10 protein-coding genes and 4 pseudogenes are annotated in these 18,086 nt (G+C 50.6%); 11 read left to right on the top strand and 3 right to left on the bottom strand.

Features of this window, described 5'->3' with window-relative positions; genetic code table 11:
- The first annotated feature begins 293 nt into the window (after positions 1 to 293).
- From ygfK to ghxQ, 7 genes and pseudogenes are all read left to right on the top strand, one after another.
- Positions 294 to 3,393: pseudogene (gene ygfK / locus CRI63_RS14305) on the top strand (putative selenate reductase subunit YgfK).
- 2 nt (positions 3,394 to 3,395) lie between these two features.
- Complete coding sequence (ssnA, locus tag CRI63_RS14300; RefSeq protein WP_135519896.1) at positions 3,396 to 4,724, top strand: putative aminohydrolase SsnA; 1,329 nt, start codon at positions 3,396 to 3,398, stop codon at positions 4,722 to 4,724.
- Positions 4,725 to 4,774: 50 nt separating this feature from the next.
- Positions 4,775 to 5,554, top strand: coding sequence for a molybdopterin-dependent oxidoreductase FAD-binding subunit (gene ygfM, locus CRI63_RS14295; RefSeq protein WP_135519894.1), 780 nt, complete (start codon positions 4,775 to 4,777; stop codon positions 5,552 to 5,554).
- Positions 5,551 to 8,422 (top strand): annotated as a pseudogene (locus CRI63_RS14290) (molybdopterin-dependent oxidoreductase Mo/Fe-S-binding subunit). Before ygfM ends, CRI63_RS14290 begins: the two are co-directional and overlap by 4 nt.
- 166 nt (positions 8,423 to 8,588) lie before the next feature.
- A pseudogene (gene xanQ, locus CRI63_RS14285) lies at positions 8,589 to 9,990 on the top strand (xanthine/proton symporter XanQ).
- Between the two features lie 17 nt (positions 9,991 to 10,007).
- A complete protein-coding gene (gene guaD, locus CRI63_RS14280; RefSeq protein WP_135488891.1) occupies positions 10,008 to 11,324 on the top strand; it encodes a guanine deaminase in 1,317 nt (438 codons plus the stop codon).
- Positions 11,325 to 11,360: 36 nt separating this feature from the next.
- Entirely contained in the window at positions 11,361 to 12,728 is a 1,368-nt protein-coding gene (ghxQ, locus tag CRI63_RS14275; RefSeq protein ID WP_135519892.1) for a guanine/hypoxanthine transporter GhxQ, read from the top strand.
- A 33-nt stretch (positions 12,729 to 12,761) separates the two neighbouring features.
- Here ghxQ and CRI63_RS14270 read toward each other — a convergent pair whose 3' ends face one another.
- Positions 12,762 to 13,250, bottom strand: a complete 489-nt coding sequence (locus CRI63_RS14270; protein ID WP_130221466.1) for a 4Fe-4S dicluster domain-containing protein — start codon at positions 13,248 to 13,250, stop codon at positions 12,762 to 12,764.
- On the bottom strand, positions 13,250 to 15,169 hold the full coding sequence (gene ygfT, locus CRI63_RS14265; protein ID WP_135519890.1) for a formate-dependent uric acid utilization protein YgfT: 1,920 nt from the start codon (positions 15,167 to 15,169) through the stop codon (positions 13,250 to 13,252). The genes CRI63_RS14270 and ygfT overlap by 1 nt, the downstream gene beginning before the upstream one ends.
- A gap of 436 nt (positions 15,170 to 15,605) precedes the next feature.
- Here ygfT and uacT point away from each other — a divergent pair, with 436 nt between their 5' ends.
- Together uacT and CRI63_RS14255 are read left to right on the top strand one after the other, a co-directional pair.
- On the top strand, positions 15,606 to 17,054 hold the full coding sequence (gene uacT / locus CRI63_RS14260; protein WP_135519888.1) for a urate/proton symporter UacT: 1,449 nt from the start codon (positions 15,606 to 15,608) through the stop codon (positions 17,052 to 17,054).
- A 1-nt stretch (position 17,055) separates the two neighbouring features.
- The gene (locus CRI63_RS14255) at positions 17,056 to 17,181 is read left to right on the top strand and encodes a hypothetical protein (protein WP_130217940.1); all 126 of its coding nucleotides are present in this window, start codon (positions 17,056 to 17,058) and stop codon (positions 17,179 to 17,181) included.
- Positions 17,182 to 17,195: 14 nt separating this feature from the next.
- On the opposite strand, the gene CRI63_RS14250 is transcribed toward CRI63_RS14255, so the two are convergent.
- Positions 17,196 to 17,249, bottom strand: coding sequence for a hypothetical protein (locus CRI63_RS14250; protein ID WP_123057966.1), 54 nt, complete (start codon positions 17,247 to 17,249; stop codon positions 17,196 to 17,198).
- 54 nt (positions 17,250 to 17,303) lie between these two features.
- Between CRI63_RS14250 and idi the strand changes: the two genes are divergently transcribed.
- Together idi and CRI63_RS24725 are read left to right on the top strand one after the other, a co-directional pair.
- Positions 17,304 to 17,852 carry an isopentenyl-diphosphate Delta-isomerase gene (idi, locus tag CRI63_RS14245; RefSeq protein WP_135519886.1) on the top strand — a complete coding sequence of 183 codons (549 nt, stop codon included), beginning with the start codon at positions 17,304 to 17,306 and terminating at the stop codon, positions 17,850 to 17,852.
- 57 nt (positions 17,853 to 17,909) lie between these two features.
- Positions 17,910 to 18,008, top strand: a pseudogene (locus tag CRI63_RS24725) (hypothetical protein); the annotation flags it as partial.
- Positions 18,009 to 18,086: the final 78 nt, after the last annotated feature.

The following is an 18,086-nucleotide window of genomic DNA, read 5'->3' as shown; positions in this document are numbered from 1 at the left end:
ATTAAATCCACTCAGTACGTCTTTATCATAATGATACAGAATCACTGATTTTGAGAAATGAGAAAAAGTGATAAAACTCCTGACAACAATAATACCCAGGAGTGATTTTAATTCTCATTTGACACCTGTGAGATCATTCACAAAAGTCCCTTAAGTTTCGAGGCGCTTCACATTTTTTTATATTTCCTGGCGAACATGGCAAGAGTGGTGTGATTGTTGCTCTATCCCCCTAAACCACCGGATTTCTCAATACCGGTCACTCAATGATATCTGTGTAAGCTAAGGAGAGGGTTATGGGGGATATTATGCGTCCCATTCCGTTTGAGGAACTTTTGACGCGCATATTTGATGAATACCAACAACAACGCTCAATCTTTGGTATTCCCGAGCAACAGTTTTACTCACCCGCAAAAGGTAAATCTGTCGGTGTTTTCGGTGAAACCTGTGCGACACCAATCGGCCCCGCCGCAGGTCCGCACACGCAACTCGCACAAAACATCGTCACGTCCTGGCTGACTGGCGGACGCTTCATCGAACTTAAAACAGTACAAATCCTCGATCGTCTGGAGCTGGAAAAGCCCTGTATCGACGCCGAAGACGAGTGTTTTAACACCGAATGGTCCACCGAATTTACCCTGCTTAAAGCGTGGGATGAATACCTCAAAGCCTGGTTCGCCCTGCATCTTCTCGAAGCGATGTTCCAGCCGTCCGAGTCCGGTAAATCATTCATCTTTAATATGAGCGTCGGTTACAACCTCGAAGGCATTAAACAACCACCCATGCAGCAGTTCATCGATAATATGATGGACGCATCTACACATCCGAAGTTTGCACAATACCGCGATACGCTTCATAAACTACTCCAGGATGACGCATTTTTAGCCCGCCACGGTTTGCAGGAAAAACGTGAAAGCTTGCAGGCCTTATCGGCACGTATCCCCACCACGCATGGTACAAGGCGTTACCCTCTCCACGATGCACGGCTGCCCTCCACATGAAATCGAAGCCATTTGCCGTTACATGCTGGAAGAAAAAGAGCTCAATACCTTCGTGAAACTCAACCCGACTTTATTGGGTTACGCGCGAGTGCGCGAGATTCTCGATAGCTGTGGTTTCGATTACATTGGCTTAAAAGAAGAGTCATTTGATCACGATCTCAAGCTAACCCAGGCGCTGGAAATGCTGGAACGCCTGATGGCGCTGGCGAAAGAAAAATCGCTCGGCTTTGGCGTCAAACTGACTAACACCCTCGGCACCATCAACAATAAAGGCGCACTGCCTGGCGAAGAGATGTATATGTCCGGGCGTGCGCTGTTCCCGCTCTCCATCAATGTCGCAGCAGTTCTTTCCCGCGCCTTTGACGGCAAACTGCCCATCTCTTATTCCGGTGGCGCCAGCCAGTTAACTATCCGTGATATTTTCGATACGGGTATTCGCCCGATAACCATGGCAACTGACCTGCTGAAACCTGGTGGCTATCTGCGCTTAAGCGCTTGCATGCGCGAACTGGAAGGGTCAGACGCCTGGGAGCTTAACCGTGTTGACGTCGAACGGCTGAACAGGCTGGCAGCAGATGCGCTAACTATGGAATACACCCAGAAACACTGGAAGCCAGAAGAGCGTATTGAAGTGGCAGAAGACCTGCCACTGACCGACTGCTACGTTGCCCCCTGTGTTACTGCTTGTGCCATCAAACAGGATATTCCGGAATATATTCGCCTGCTGGGCGAACATCGCTATGCCGACGCGCTGGAACTTATCTACCAACGCAACGCCCTGCCCGCGATTACCGGCCATATTTGCGATCACCAGTGCCAGTACAACTGTACTCGTCTGGATTACGACAGTGCGTTGAATATCCGCGAACTGAAAAAAGTCGCCCTGGAAAAAGGCTGGGATGAATATAAGCAACGCTGGCACAAACCAGCCGGTTCTGGTTCTCGTCATCCGGTTGCTGTAATTGGCGCCGGTCCGGCGGGTCTGGCTGCAGGTTACTTCCTTGCCAGAGCAGGCCATCCGGTCACGCTGTTTGAACGCGAAGCTAACGCGGGCGGCGTGGTGAAAAATATTATTCCTCAGTTCCGTATCCCGGCTGAGTTAATTCAGCACGATATCGATTTTGTTGCCGATCACGGCGTGAAATTTGAGTACGGTTGCTCGCCGGACCTGACCGTCGAACAATTAAAAAATCAGGGCTTCCACTACGTTCTGATTGCCACAGGTACTGATAAAAATAGCGGTGTGAAACTGGCGGGCGACAACCAGAATGTCTGGAAATCTCTCCCCTTCCTGCGCGAGTACAACAAGGGTACTGCGCTCAAGCTTGGCAAACATGTGGTGGTTGTCGGGGCGGGTAACACCGCAATGGACTGCGCCCGTGCGGCATTACGCGTGCCTGGCGTTGAAAAAGCAACCGTCGTTTACCGTCGTTCACTGCAAGAGATGCCAGCATGGCGCGAAGAGTATGAAGAAGCACTGCACGATGGCGTGGAGTTCCGTTTCCTGAACAATCCTGAACGTTTCGATGCTGATGGCACCTTAACGTTGCGCGTCATGTCACTTGGCGAACCTGATGAGAAAGGTCGCCGCCGCCCGGTAGAAACCAACGAAACGGTAACACTGCACGTAGACAGTTTGATTACCGCCATTGGCGAACAACAGGATACTGAAGCCCTGAATACGATGGGCGTGCCGCTGGACAACAACGGCTGGCCAGACGTCGACCATAACGGTGAAACCCGCCTGACTAATGTCTTTATGATCGGTGACGTACAGCGCGGACCTTCCTCCATTGTCGCGGCTGTCGGCACAGCTCGTCGGGCATCGGATGCCATTCTTAGCCGGGAAAATATCCGTTCACACCAAAGCGATAAATACTGGAACAACGTCAACCCGACGGAAATCTACCAACGCAAAGGCGATATCTCTGTCACCCAGGTCGACAGCGATGATCGTGACGCGTTTGTCGCTCAGGAAGCCGCACGTTGTCTTGAATGTAACTACGTTTGCAGCAAGTGTGTGGATGTCTGCCCGAACCGCGCCAACGTGTCAATTGCGGTCCCTGGATTCCAGAACCGTTTCCAGACACTGCACCTGGACGCCTACTGCAACGAATGCGGCAACTGCGCCCAGTTCTGTCCGTGGAACGGTAAACCGTACAAAGACAAAATCACCGTCTTTAGTCTGTCGCAAGACTTTGATAACAGCAGCAACCCAGGCTTCCTGGTAGAAGATTGCCGAGTACGCGTGCGTCTGAATAACCAAAGCTGGGTGTTAAACATCGACAGCGAAGGTCAGTTCAACAACGTACCGCCAGAGCTGAACGATATGTGCCGCATCATTAGCCATGTCCACCAGCATCATCATTATCTGCTGGGCCGCGTGGAGGTGTAATCATGTTGATTCTGAAGAATGTCACCGCAGTACAGCTACACCCGGCGAAAGTGCAGGAAGGCGTCGATATCGCTATCGAAAATGATGTGATTATCGCTATCGGCAACGCCCTGACACACCGCTACCCTGAAGCCAACTACAAAGAGATGCATGGTCGGATTGTAATGCCGGGGATTGTCTGCTCGCACAACCATTTTTACTCGGGGCTTTCCCGCGGAATTATGGCGAACATCGCCCCCTGCCCGGACTTCATCTCGACGCTGAAAAACCTGTGGTGGCGGCTCGATCGCGCCCTTGATGAAGAATCTCTCTACTACAGCGGACTGATTTGTTCACTGGAAGCAATCAAGAGTGGATGTACATCGGTTATCGATCACCATGCTTCTCCGGCGTATATCGGCGGGTCGCTCTCAACGCTGCGCAACGCATTTTTAAAAGTTGGCCTGCGCGCGATGACCTGTTTTGAAACCACTGACCGTAACAACGGCATTAAAGAGTTACAGGAAGGGGTAGAAGAAAATATCCGCTTCACCCGTCAGATTGATGATGCGAAGAAAGCGGAAACCGAGCCGTATCTGGTGGAAGCGCATATCGGCGCTCACGCTCCGTTTACCGTGCCAGATGCTGGGCTGGAAATGCTGCGCGAAGCAGTGAAAGCTACCGGGCGAGGTTTACACATTCACGCCGCTGAAGACCTTTACGACGTTTCTCACAGTCACCACTGGTACGGCAAAGACCTGCTGGTACGGTTGGCAGAATACGATCTCATCGACAGCAAAACGCTGGTTGCTCACGGACTTTATTTGTCGAAAGAAGATATTGCTCTGCTCAATCAGCGCGATGCGTTCCTGGTGCATAACGCCCGTTCCAACATGAACAACCATGTCGGCTACAACCATCACCTTAGCGATATCCGCAATCTGGCATTGGGAACCGACGGCATTGGTTCAGACATGTTTGAAGAGATGAAATTTGCCTTCTTTAAACATCGCGATGCGGGTGGTCCGCTATGGCCTGACAGTTTTGCCAAAGCCCTGACTAACGGCAACGAACTGATAAGCCGCAACTTTGGCGCAAAATTTGGCCTCCTGGAAGTCGGTTATAAAGCAGATTTAACCATTTGCGATTACAACTCGCCGACGCCGCTGCTGGCAGAAAATATCGCCGGACATATCGCCTTTGGTATGGGGTCAGGCAGCGTTCACAGCGTGATGGTCAACGGCGTGATGGTCTATGAAGATCGTCAGTTTAACTTCGATTGCGATTCCATTTATGCGCAAGCCAGAAAAGCCGCTGCCAGTATGTGGCGTCGTATGGATGCATTGGCATAAATGACAAAAACCCTCTTCCTTCCGGGAAGAGGGTTAAATAAGGAAAGAAGATGATTGAACAATTTTTCAGGCCCGACTCTGTCGAACAGGCGCTGGAACTGAAGCGCCGCTACCAGGATGAAGCCGTCTGGTTTGCCGGCGGCAGCAAACTTAACGCCACGCCAACCCGCACCGATAAAAAGATTGCCATTTCCTTACAGGATCTGGAACTGGACTGGGTTGACTGGGATAACGGCGCACTGCGTATTGGTGCAATGTCTCGCTTACAGCCACTGCGTGATGCGCGCTTTATTCCTGCGGCACTGCGCGAAGCACTCGGTTTTGTTTACTCTCGCCATGTTCGTAATCAGTCGACTATTGGTGGCGAAATCGCCGCCCAGCAGGAAGAATCGGTGTTGCTTCCCGTTCTGCTGGCTCTGGATGCTGAACTGGTTTTTGGCAATGGTGAAACACTGCCCATCGAAGAGTACCTGGCCTGCCCATGCGATCGCCTGCTAACCGAAATCATCATTAAAGATCCGTACCGCACCTGTGCGACTCGCAAAATTAGCCGTTCCCAGGCTGGATTAACGGTAGTGACCGCAGCCGTAGCGTTAACCGACCACGACGGTATGCGAATTGCGCTGGATGGCGTCACCAGTAAAGCACTGCGTCTGCACGATGTCGAAAAACAAAATCTGGAAGGCTATGCACTTGAACAGGCTGTCGCCAACGCCATTTTCCCGCAGGAAGATTTGCGGGGCAGCGTAGCCTATAAACGCTATATCACGGGAGTTCTGGTAGCCGACCTGTATGCCGACTGCCAACAGGCTGGGGAGGAAGCCGTATGAATATCCACTTTACTTTAAATGGCGCGCCCCAGGAGCTAAAAGCCAATCCTGGTGAGAACGTGCAAAAGCTGTTGTTTGGCATGGGTATGCACTCTGTGCGCAACAGTGATGATGGCTTCGGTTTTGCCGGTTCTGACGCGATTCTTTTTAACGGTAATATCCTTAACGCCTCCCTGTTGATAGCAGCACAGTTAGAAAACGCAGACATTCTCACCACTGAATCCTTAGGCAAATGGAATGAATTAAGTCTGGTTCAACAGGCAATGGTTGATGTCGGCGTGGTGCAGTCCGGTTATAACGATCCGGCTGCGGCTCTGATTATCACCGATCTTCTCGATCGCATCGCCACACCAACCCGCGAAGAGATCGACGACGCGCTTTCTGGCCTGTTCAGCCGCGATGCTGGCTGGCAGCAATACTACCAGGTCATTGAACTGGCGGTTGCACGTAAAAATAACCCACAGGCTACGATTGATATCGCCCCAACTTTCCGCGATGACCTTGAAGTTATTGGTAAACATTACCCAAAAACCGACGCTGCCAAAATGGTGCAGGCGAAACCCTGCTATGTTGAAGACCGCGTAACCGCTGACGCCTGCGTCATTAAAATGTTACGTAGCCCACACGCTCACGCACTGATTACTCATCTGGATGTCAGTAAAGCCGAGGCTTTACCGGGCGTTGTTCACGTTATTACTCACCTGAATTGCCCGGATATCTACTACACACCTGGTGGTCAGAGCGCACCGGAACCATCACCGCTTGACCGCCGTATGTTCGGCAAGAAAATGCGTCACGTCGGCGATCGCGTGGCTGCGGTCGTCGCTGAAAGTGAAGAAATTGCGCTCGAAGCACTGAAGCTCATCGACGTTGAATATGAGGTGCTTAAGCCAGTAATGTCGATTGACGAGGCAATGGCGGAAGATGCGCCTGTCGTACACGATGAACCGGTGGTGTATGTTGCTGGTGCGCCAGATACTCTGGAAGACGATAACAGCCATGCAGCCCAGCGCGGCGAGCATATGATCATCAACTTCCCTATCGGTTCTCGCCCTCGCAAAAATATCGCCGCCAGTATTCATGGTCATATTGGTGATATGGACAAAGGCTTTGCCGACGCCGATGTGATCATTGAACGAACCTATAATTCAACTCAGGCGCAGCAGTGCCCTACTGAAACACACATCTGCTTTACCCGCATGGACGGCGATCGTCTGGTTATCCACGCGTCCACTCAAGTACCGTGGCACCTGCGTCGCCAGGTTGCGCGTCTCGTGGGCATGAAACAGCATAAGGTTCATGTCATTAAAGAACGCGTAGGCGGCGGTTTTGGGTCTAAACAGGACATCCTGCTGGAAGAAGTGTGCGCCTGGGCAACCTGCGTGACCGGACGTCCGGTACTGTTCCGCTACACCCGTGAAGAAGAGTTTATTGCTAACACCTCTCGTCACGTCGCGAAAGTTACCGTCAAACTGGGGGCCAAAAAAGGATGGTCGCCTGACGGCAGTGAAGATGGATTTCCGCGCCAACACAGGCCCTTACGGCAACCACTCACTCACCGTACCGTGTAACGGACCGGCGCTGTCGCTGCCGTTATATCCGTGCGATAACGTTGATTTCCAGGTCACCACCTACTACAGCAACATCTGCCCAAATGGTGCTTATCAGGGTTATGGCGCACCGAAAGGTAACTTCGCTATCACTATGGCATTAGCAGAACTGGCTGAACAGTTGCAGATCGACCAGCTGGAAATTATCGAACGTAACCGGGTACACGAAGGGCAAGAGCTGAAGATTCTCGGCGCAATTGGCGAAGGTAAAGCGCCAACCTCCGTTCCTTCTGCTGCCAGTTGCGCACTGGAAGAGATCCTGCGTCAGGGGCGTGAGATGATCCAATGGTCTTCACCTAAAGCGCAGGAAGGTGACTGGTGCGTGGGTCGTGGCGTCGCCATTATTATGCAGAAATCAGGTATCCCTGATATCGATCAGGCTAACTGCATGATCAAACTGGAATCAGACGGTACATTTATCGTCCATTCTGGTGGTGCCGACATCGGTACGGGTCTGGATACTGTAGTCACTAAACTGGCGGCCGAAGTGCTGCATTGTCCACCGCAGGACGTGCATGTTATCTCCGGTGATACCGATCATGCGTTGTTTGATAAAGGCGCGTATGCCTCGTCCGGCACTTGCTTCTCAGGCAACGCCGCACGTATGGCAGCGGAAAATTTACGCGAGAAAATCCTTTTCCACGGCGCGCAAATGTTGGGTGAGCCATTGGAAGATGTTCAACTGGCAACGCCGGGCGTTGTGCGCGGCAAGAAAGGTGAAGTCAGTTTCGGGGATATTGCCCATAAAGGCGAAACCGGTACTGGCTTTGGTTCACTGGTGGGAACAGCCAGTTACATCACGCCTGATTTCGCCTTCCCGTATGGGGCAAACTTCGCTGAAGTGGCCGTCAATACACGTACCGGTGAAATCCGCCTGGATAAATTCTACGCCTTGCTGGATTGCGGTACTCCGGTCAACCCGGAGTTAGCGTTGGGGCAGATCTACGGCGCTACCCTCCGAGCTATCGGCCATAGCATGAGCGAAGAGATCATTTATGACGCCAAAGGACACCCATTAACGCGTGATTTACGCAGCTATGGCGCGCCGAAAATTGGCGACATTCCGCGTGATTTCCGCGCTGTGCTGGTGCCGAGTGACGATAAAGTCGGCCCATTCGGGGCGAAATCAATCTCGGAGATCGGCGTGAACGGTGCAGCACCGGCAATTGCTACCGCAATTCACGATGCTTGCGGCATTTGGTTACGCGAATGGCATTTCACACCGGAGAAAATACTCACCGCACTGAAAAAAATATAAATAATAAATGGCCGCTTCGGCGGCCAGTTTCCCTTGTATTAAAGATAACTAATTAGTAACTGCGAAAATGAGATAAGCCGTTCTCAAGGCGTCCTGCGCCCCAAATTCGTGGGAATTTATTTTACTGATTCAGATGATCAAATTTACTTTATAAAGGAGTGAAGGGATGTCTGATATAAACCATGCAGGCTCTGACCTTATATTTGAACTGGAGGATCGCCCTCCTTTTCATCAGGCTATCGTTGGTGCCATTACTCATCTATTGGCAATTTTCGTCCCAATGGTAACACCCGCGCTAATTGTGGGGGCGGCCTTACAACTTTCCGCAGAAACCACTGCCTACCTGGTTTCTATGGCGATGATCGCTTCTGGTATTGGTACCTGGTTGCAAGTAAATCGCTATGGAATTATAGGTTCAGGTTTACTCTCTATTCAGTCAGTCAATTTTTCATTTGTGACAGTCATGATTGCGCTGGGTAGCAGCATGAAAAGCGACGGTTTTCATGAAGAGTTAATCATGTCGTCGCTCCTCGGCGTCTCCTTCGTTGGTGCCTTTCTGGTGGTCGGAGCCTCTTTTATTCTTCCTTATTTACGCAGAGTAATTACTCCCACTGTCAGTGGTATTGTTGTACTGATGATCGGCTTAAGCCTGATTAAAGTTGGCATTATTGATTTTGGCGGTGGTTTTGCCGCCAAGAGCAGTGGCACGTTCGGCAACTACGAGCACCTTGGCGTTGGTTTACTGGTGCTGATTGTGGTTATTGGCTTTAACTGTTGTCGCAGTCCGCTACTACGTATGGGCGGAATCGCCATTGGCTTGTGCGTGGGTTATGCGGTTTCATTATGCCTTGGCATGGTGGACTTCAGTAGTTTACGCAATCTCCCCCTCATTACTATTCCCCATCCTTTCAAATACGGATTTAATTTCAACCTCCATCAGTTCCTGGTGGTCGGCACCATTTATCTGCTTAGTGTACTGGAAGCTGTAGGGGATATCACCGCCACAGCAATGGTTTCCCGCCGCCCTATCCAGGGAGAAGAATATCAGTCACGCCTGAAAGGCGGCGTGCTGGCAGATGGTCTGGTTTCGGTTATCGCCTCCGCCGTCGGCTCACTACCATTAACCACGTTTGCACAAAATAACGGTGTTATTCAGATGACCGGTGTCGCCTCACGTTATGTCGGGCGAACCATCGCGGTAATGCTGGTTATCCTCGGATTATTTCCGGTGATCGGTGGCTTCTTCACCACTATTCCCTCGGCAGTTCTGGGTGGTGCAATGACGTTGATGTTTTCCATGATTGCCATTGCGGGTATCCGCATCATTATTACCAACGGATTAAAGCGCCGTGAAACACTTATTGTCGCCACTTCTTTAGGTTTAGGACTTGGTGTTTCTTATGACCCCGAAATTTTTTAAAATATTGCCCGCCTCAATATATGTATTAGTTGAAAATCCTATTTGTGCCGGAGGCCTAACTGCGATTTTATTAAATATTATCCTCCCTGGTGGCTACCGACAGGAAAACGTTCTGCCGGGTATTACCTCTGCGGAAGAGATGGATTAACAGTAAAGGAGTCAATGATGTCAGGGGAACACACGTTAAAAGCAGTACGAGGCAGTTTTATTGATGTCATCCGTACTGTCGATAATCCAGAAGAGATAGCTTCTGCGCTGCGATTTATTGAGGATGGTTTATTACTCATTAAACAGGGGAAAGTGGAATGGTTTGGTGAATGGGAACAGGGCAAGCATCAAATCCCGGACACCATTCGCGTCCGTGATTATCGCGGCAAACTGATAGTACCGGGCTTTGTCGATACGCATATCCATTATCCGCAGAGTGAAATGGTCGGTGCCTATGGCGAGCAGTTACTGGAATGGCTGAATAAACACACCTTCCCTACTGAGCGCCGTTATGAGGATTTAGAGTACGCCCGCGAAATGTCGGCGTTCTTTATCAAGCAGCTTTTACGTAACGGAACCACCACGGCGCTGGTGTTTGGTACCGTCCATCCGCAATCCGTTGATGCGCTGTTTGAAGCCGCCAGTCATATCAATATGCGCATGATTGCCGGTAAGGTGATGATGGACCGCAACGCACCGGATTATCTGCTCGATACTGCCGAAAGCAGCTATCACCAAAGCAAAGAACTGATCGAACGCTGGCACAAAAATGGTCGTCTGTTATATGCCATTACGCCACGCTTCGCCCCAACATCTTCACCTGAACAGATGGCGATGGCGCAACGCCTGAAAGAAGAGTATCCAGATACGTGGGTACATACCCATCTCTGTGAAAACAAAGATGAAATTGCCTGGGTGAAATCACTCTATCCTGAACATGATGGTTATCTGGATGTTTACCACCAGTACGGCCTGACAGGAAAAAACTGCGTCTTTGCTCACTGCGTCCATCTCGAAGAAAAAGAGTGGGATCGTCTTAGTGAAACCAAATCCAGCATCGCTTTCTGCCCAACCTCCAACCTTTACCTCGGCAGCGGCTTATTCAACTTGAAAAAAGCATGGCAGAAGAAAGTCAAAGTGGGCATGGGAACGGATATCGGTGCCGGAACAACTTTCAACATGCTGCAAACGCTGAACGAAGCCTACAAAGTGTTGCAATTACAAGGCTATCGCCTCTCGGCATATGAAGCGTTTTACCTGGCCACGCTCGGCGGAGCGAAATCTCTGGGCCTTGACGATTTGATTGGCAACTTTTTACCTGGCAAAGAGGCTGATTTCGTGGTGATGGAACCCACCGCCACGCCGCTACAGCAGCTGCGCTATGACAACTCTGTTTCTTTAGTCGACAAATTGTTCGTGATGATGACGTTGGGCGATGACCGTTCGATCTACCGCACCTACGTTGATGGTCGTCTGGTGTACGAACGCAACTAATAATAAAACCTTAAACATCCTCGTGAGGACATCATTATGTCTGGAGACATCCTACAAACACCGGACGCACCAAAGCCACAGGGCGCGCTGGATAGCTATTTTAAGATTACCGCTCGTGGCAGTACCGTTCGCCAGGAAGTTCTGGCAGGCTTAACCACATTTCTGGCGATGGTTTACTCCGTTATTGTCGTACCGGGAATGCTGGGTAAAGCAGGCTTTCCTCCCGCCGCGGTGTTTGTCGCCACCTGTCTGGTTGCGGGCTTCGGTTCCTTGCTGATGGGATTGTGGGCCAATTTGCCAATGGCGATCGGCTGCGCCATCTCCTTGACGGCATTTACCGCATTCAGTCTGGTACTCGGGCAACAAATTAGCGTTCCCGTCGTGCTGGGCGCGGTCTTCCTGATGGGCCTCATCTTCACCGCCATCTCCGTAACCGGTATACGAACCTGGATCTTACGCAATTTACCGATGGGTATTGCCCACGGAACAGGCATTGGTATCGGCCTGTTCCTGCTGCTGATTGCAGCTAACGGCGTTGGTATGGTTATCAAAAACCCGATTGAAGGTTTACCGGTAGCGCTCGGGGCATTTACCTCTTTCCCTGTGATGATGAGCTTGCTGGGATTAGCGGTAATTTTTGGTCTGGAGAAGTGCCGCGTACCAGGAGGGATCTTACTGGTAATTATCGCCATCTCGATAATCGGCTTAATCTTTGATCCCGCGGTGGAATACCACGGTCTGGTGGCGATGCCGAGCCTGACAGGAGAAGATGGTAAGTCGCTAATTTTCAGCCTCGACATTATGGGTGCACTCCAGCCAACCGTTCTCCCGAGTGTACTGGCACTGGTGATGACCGCCGTATTTGATGCCACCGGCACCATCCGCGCAGTAGCCGGTCAGGCGAATCTCCTGGATAAAGACAACCAGATAATCAACGGTGGTAAAGCCCTGACCAGCGATTCCGTCAGCTCGATATTTTCTGGGCTGGTGGGTGCTGCACCTGCGGCGGTCTATATCGAATCTGCCGCAGGAACCGCAGCGGGTGGCAAAACAGGTCTGACAGCGACGATTGTTGGCTTACTGTTCCTGTTGATTCTGTTTTTATCACCGTTATCGTTTCTGATCCCCGGTTATGCCACAGCTCCCGCACTGATGTACGTGGGTCTGCTGATGTTAAGTAACGTCTCAAAACTGGACTTCAATGACTTTATTGATGCGATGGCGGGCCTGGTTTGCGCTGTCTTTATCGTCCTGACCTGTAATATCGTCACCGGCATTATGCTGGGCTTTGTAACTCTCGTAGTGGGTCGTGTTTTTGCTCGCGAATGGAACAAACTCAATATTGGTACTGTCATCATCACTGTCGCCCTGGTCGCGTTTTACGCGGGTGGTTGGGCTATCTAGAAGAACCTCCGCGCCATACAGCACGGAGTTTTGTCAGAGTGGATTCTTGCCGCTGGCAGCAATACGCTGCTGGCGGACTCGCCTGAGTTCTCCTTCGGTTAACAACTGCAACGCCTGCGTCGGGCAAGATGCAACGCAAGCCGGCCCCTCTTCCCGCTGTTCGCAAAGGTCACATTTCACGATTTCTGGCCGAACATTTCCCGGCCACATTTGAATTGTGATCATCCCAAACGGACACGCGCTGACGCAACTCTGGCAGCCGATACAACGGGCAGAATTTGCCTGCACCACCTGCTCACCCATCGTCAGCGCCTGCACGGGGCAGGCCCCAACGCAAGGCGCATTTTCGCACTGGTGACACATCACCGGAGCGCTAATTCGATCCAAACGCTGCACCTTTAAGCGAGGCAAAAAGAAGCTGGCATTTAAAGTCTGCTCTGACGGATGGGCGACCACACAGGCTACTTCACAAGTACGGCAGCCAATACAGTCAGCCGGATTAACGATAATTAACGATTTCATCACGATGCCTTCGTATCAAACAGAGTTAACATATCGCGCGCCGCCTGCCGTCCTGCCGCCATTGCAGTGACGACCAGATCCGCTCCATGAACCGCATCCCCCCCGGCAAAGACCTTTTTCAGATGCGTCTGAGTAGCGAAATATCCCGCGTCACCGGTTTTAATCAGTCCCCATTTATCGAGTTTTATTCCACTCCCCTGTAACCACGGCATTGCATGTGCCTGAAAACCAAACGCCATAATCAGAACATCGGCGGGCAGTTCAAACTCAGAGCCCGCCACCGGACGTGGACGACGGCGCCCATCTGGTCCCGGCTCTCCCATTGCGGTACGAATCAGGCCCACCGCAGTTAAACGCCCATCATCGTCACAAGCAATATATTGCGGCTGAACATTGAACTGAAACTCAACGCCTTCCTCGCGCGCGTTGACTACCTCTTTACGCGAACCGGGCATACTGACTTCATCACGGCGATACGCGCAGGTCACGCTGGCAGCATTGAGGCGGATGGAAGTGCGCAAACAATCCATTGTCGTATCGCCGCCACCCAAAACCACGACGCGTTTACCTTCAACATCCGTCAGCGGATACTCTTCAGACTCCGGCAGTCCCATAAGCTGGCGGGTATGGGCAGTCAGGAACGGTAGCGCCTGAATGACGCCTGGCGCATCTTCATGCGGCAGATCTGCACGCATCATGCCGTAAGTCCCCACGCCGAGGAAAACAGCATCATATTCCGCCGTTAATTCGTTGAAAGAAATATCGCGGCCAATTTCACAGTTGAGATGAAAGTCGATTCCCATTGCGGTGAATATCTCCCGCCGCTGGCTTAATACCATTTTATCGAGCTTGAACGGAGGAATGCCAAATGTCAGCATACCGCCAATTTCTGGATGGCGATCAAAGACATCAACATGAACACCCGCCCTCGCCAGAATGTCGGCACATCCCAGTCCCGCGGGTCCTGCGCCAATCACCGCCACTTTTTCTATGCGGGGAACAACCTGGCTGACATCAGGACGCCAGCCCATCGCCAGCGCAGTATCAGTAATATAGCGTTCCAGATTACCGATAGAGACTGCGCCAGAGTGATCTTTTAAAGTACATGCGCCTTCACAAAGCCGGTCCTGCGGACACACCCTACCGCAAATTTCCGGTAATGAACTGGTCTGGTGGCAGAGTTCTGCCGCTTCAATAATCTTCCCTTCCTGCACCAGTCGGACGTAATCAGGGATAGCGTTATGCAGCGGGCAATGCCAGTTACAGTTGGCTTTTTCGGCGCAATAGACACAACGGTCGCTTTCATACGCCGCTTGTTTTTGATCAAGGCCGCAATAAATTTCGCCAAAGTGGGTCTTCCGCTCGCTTGCTGTAACTTTATCCGCCCCTTTGCGTGGAGTGACAGGGAGCAATGCCTCGCGACGCGATGATTGTGGCTTTTCCGATGCTTTTCCCTCCGCCGTCCCGCGCTGTCGCAGCGTTTTCATCTGCTGCAAGCCGTTCTCATCCATCAGCCGCAACGCCTGGGTTGGGCAGACTTCAATACAGGCTTGCGCGCCGGAATTGCGCTGGTTACAAAGGTCACATTTCTGCGCAATAGCATCGACCATCTCAATTACCCCAAAGGGGCAAGCGATTGCGCATCTTTTACAACCAATGCATTTTTGTTCATCCAGTTGCACGCTATCGGGCTGGAAAGTCAGGGCATTTACCGGGCAAGCCGTAACGCAGGGGGCATTGTTGCAATGATGGCAAGCCACTGGATTTGCAGCCAGACCTTTCCCAACAACGTGGATACGGGGTCGAAAATCACCATGACTCTGCGGCCAGTTTTCTTGATTATGAGCCACCGCACAGGCAATTTCACAGGCATGACAGCCTATACATTCCGCAGCATCAGCAGCGATAAACTTGTTCATTTGCATCCCTTTCATTTGATGAGTTATGTCTTCTACAATGTCGCAATGCAATAAACGGGCATATATGGGGAAACGAGTCAGTTTTAATTATAATTTTGTGAGAGATATCAAATTATCGCCCCTCAATCTGTGCCGTTTTCAAGATTTAAACATCGCCGTTCAAAAAAATGCCATCCGGATAAAAAGTATTAAATACGAGAGTGCGACATGCCAGAATGATTAATGAAATATCAATATGAGAAAATTAAAGATAATTTCATTGTCTATTTTTATTCTCATTTTCTCGGTTTAATCCCGATTATGTGATTGCCCCCGCATTTCCATCTTGTAACGTCCCCTCCTTGTGAAAACTGGCATCCCACGAGCATGTCATTAAAGAGTTTTAGTGAACGTAAACGGTTGCTTTTTACTCTGGCGAGCGAAAGGAGAAAGACTGATGAGCGCCATAGATTCTCAAATTCCCTCATCCTCAGGGCAAGACCGCCCAACGGATGAGGTGGACCGCATATTATCACCAGGAAAGCTGATCATACTCGGTCTGCAACACGTCCTTGTTATGTACGCAGGCGCAGTCGCCGTCCCACTGATGATTGGTGACAGACTCGGACTCTCGAAAGAAGCTATCGCAATGCTGATTAGCTCCGATCTCTTTTGCTGCGGTATCGTCACATTATTGCAATGTATCGGTATCGGCCGCTTTATGGGGATCCGCCTGCCGGTGATTATGTCGGTGACCTTTGCGGCTGTAACGCCAATGATTGCCATTGGGATGAACCCGGATATCGGCCTGCTGGGGATTTTTGGCGCGACCATTGCGGCCGGTTTTATCACCACGCTATTAGCACCACTTATTGGTCGCTTAATGCCTTTATTCCCACCGTTGGTTACCGGTGTGGTTATTACTTCTATCGGGCTTAGCATCATTCAGGTGGGTATTGACTGGGCCGCCGGAGGTAAAGGGAATCCGCAATATGGTAATCCCGTTTATTTAGGTATCTCCTTTGCCGTCTTAATTTTTATCTTGCTCATTACTCGCTATGCGAAAGGATTTATGTCCAACGTCGCCGTATTACTGGGGATTGTATTTGGCTTTTTACTTTCGTGGATGATGAATGAAGTCAATTTATCCGGGCTACATGATGCTTCATGGTTTGCGATTGTTACGCCGATGTCGTTTGGTATGCCGATTTTCGATCCCGTTTCCATTCTGACCATGACCGCAGTGTTAATCATCGTATTTATTGAGTCTATGGGGATGTTCCTGGCATTGGGGGAAATTGTCGGTAGAAAACTTTCTTCGCAAGACATTATTCGCGGGCTACGCGTAGATGGCATAGGGACAATGATTGGTGGCACGTTTAACAGCTTCCCCCACACGTCATTTTCTCAAAACGTTGGCCTGGTTAGCGTGACGCGCGTTCATAGCCGCTGGGTGTGTATTTCTTCGGGAATTATATTAATCCTGTTTGGCATGGTGCCAAAAATGGCGGTGCTGGTAGCCTCCATTCCGCAATTTGTGCTGGGCGGCGCTGGGCTGGTGATGTTCGGCATGGTGCTGGCGACGGGGATCCGCATTCTGTCGCGCTGTAACTACACCACCAACCGCTACAACCTGTATATCGTGGCTATTAGCCTTGGCGTGGGTATAACCCCGACGCTTTCTCATGATTTCTTTTCTAAGTTACCGGCGGTACTGCAACCGTTGTTACATAGCGGCATTATGTTGGCGACTATCAGCGCGGTGGTGCTGAATGTCTTTTTCAATGGTTATCAGCATCATGCCGATCTGGTGAAGGAATCTGTCTCTGATAAAGATTTAAAAGTCAGAACAGTGCGTATGTGGCTTTTGATGCGCAAGCTAAAGAAAAATGAGCATGGTGAATGATATGAACCTATTAATACGCACTATATTCAGTCTGTTATTACTCTTAATGATCTCCATTCCTGTCATTTCTGACTGCGTGGCAATGGCTATTGAAAGTCGCTTCAAATATATGATGCTGCTTTTTTAAATGACCTTTCTCTGTCAGCATCCGCTCAAAACGGGCGGATGCCGATAAACACTCACTTGGTTAATCATTTGACTCTTCAGTTATCTATAATGACGAGTGATTAGAATTACATGTGAGAAATTATGCAAACGGAACACGTCATTTTACTGAATGCACAGGGAGTCCCCTCGGGTACGCTGGAAAAATATGCCGCACACACGGCAGACACCCCATTACATCTCGCGTTCTCCTGCTGGCTATTTAATGCTAAGGGACAACTGCTGGTTACCCGCCGCGCACTAAGCAAAAAAGCGTGGCCAGGCGTGTGGACTAACTCGGTGTGCGGTCATCCGCAACTGGGCGAAAGCAATGAAGAGGCGGTAATCCGCCGTTGCCGCTATGAACTGGGCGTGGAAATAACGTCACCCGAATCGGTTTATCCAGACTTCCACTATCGCGCCACTGACCCGAATGGCATTGTCGAAAATGAAATGTGTCCAGTCTTTGCCGCACGAATTACCAGCGCGTTACAGCCCAACGGTGATGAAGTGATGGATTATCAATGGTGTGATTTATCAGATGTTTTACGCGCTATTGATGCTACGCCGTGGGCATTTAGTCCGTGGATGGTGATGCAGGCGGCAAATCACGAAGCCAGAAAACGATTATCTGCATTTACCCAGATTAAATAAAAAAACTCCGACGGTTGCCGAGGTAACAAATTGCTGACAATGTGCTCGCTGTTTTATGCCGGATGCGGCGTGAACGCCTTATCCGGCCTACAAAATCGTGAAAATGCAATATATTGCAGAGGCGATGTAGGCCTGATAAGCGTAGCGCATCAGGCAATTTTGCATTTGCCAACAGTCATAACCCCGACAAATGCCGGGGTTANGTNAATANGCNTCTGAGTGGAGACACGCAGG

Origin of the sequence: Escherichia sp. E2661, from assembly GCF_004745185.1 — a bacterium.
GTDB lineage: Bacteria > Pseudomonadota > Gammaproteobacteria > Enterobacterales > Enterobacteriaceae > Escherichia.
Note: the sequence above shows the minus strand (reverse complement) of the source record. Positions and strands in the feature narration are given on the sequence as shown.

Coding starts and splice junctions, on each gene's coding strand:
- ygfM (WP_135519894.1), top strand. CDS start 4,775: ATGATTGAACAATTTTTCAGGCCCGACTCTGTCGAACAGGCGCTGGAA.
- ygfT (WP_135519890.1), bottom strand. CDS start 15,169: ATGAACAAGTTTATCGCTGCTGATGCTGCGGAATGTATAGGCTGTCAT.
- ghxQ (WP_135519892.1), top strand. CDS start 11,361: ATGTCTGGAGACATCCTACAAACACCGGACGCACCAAAGCCACAGGGC.
- CRI63_RS14270 (WP_130221466.1), bottom strand. CDS start 13,250: ATGAAATCGTTAATTATCGTTAATCCGGCTGACTGTATTGGCTGCCGT.
- guaD (WP_135488891.1), top strand. CDS start 10,008: ATGTCAGGGGAACACACGTTAAAAGCAGTACGAGGCAGTTTTATTGAT.
- uacT (WP_135519888.1), top strand. CDS start 15,606: ATGAGCGCCATAGATTCTCAAATTCCCTCATCCTCAGGGCAAGACCGC.
- ssnA (WP_135519896.1), top strand. CDS start 3,396: ATGTTGATTCTGAAGAATGTCACCGCAGTACAGCTACACCCGGCGAAA.
- CRI63_RS14255 (WP_130217940.1), top strand. CDS start 17,056: ATGAACCTATTAATACGCACTATATTCAGTCTGTTATTACTCTTAATG.
- idi (WP_135519886.1), top strand. CDS start 17,304: ATGCAAACGGAACACGTCATTTTACTGAATGCACAGGGAGTCCCCTCG.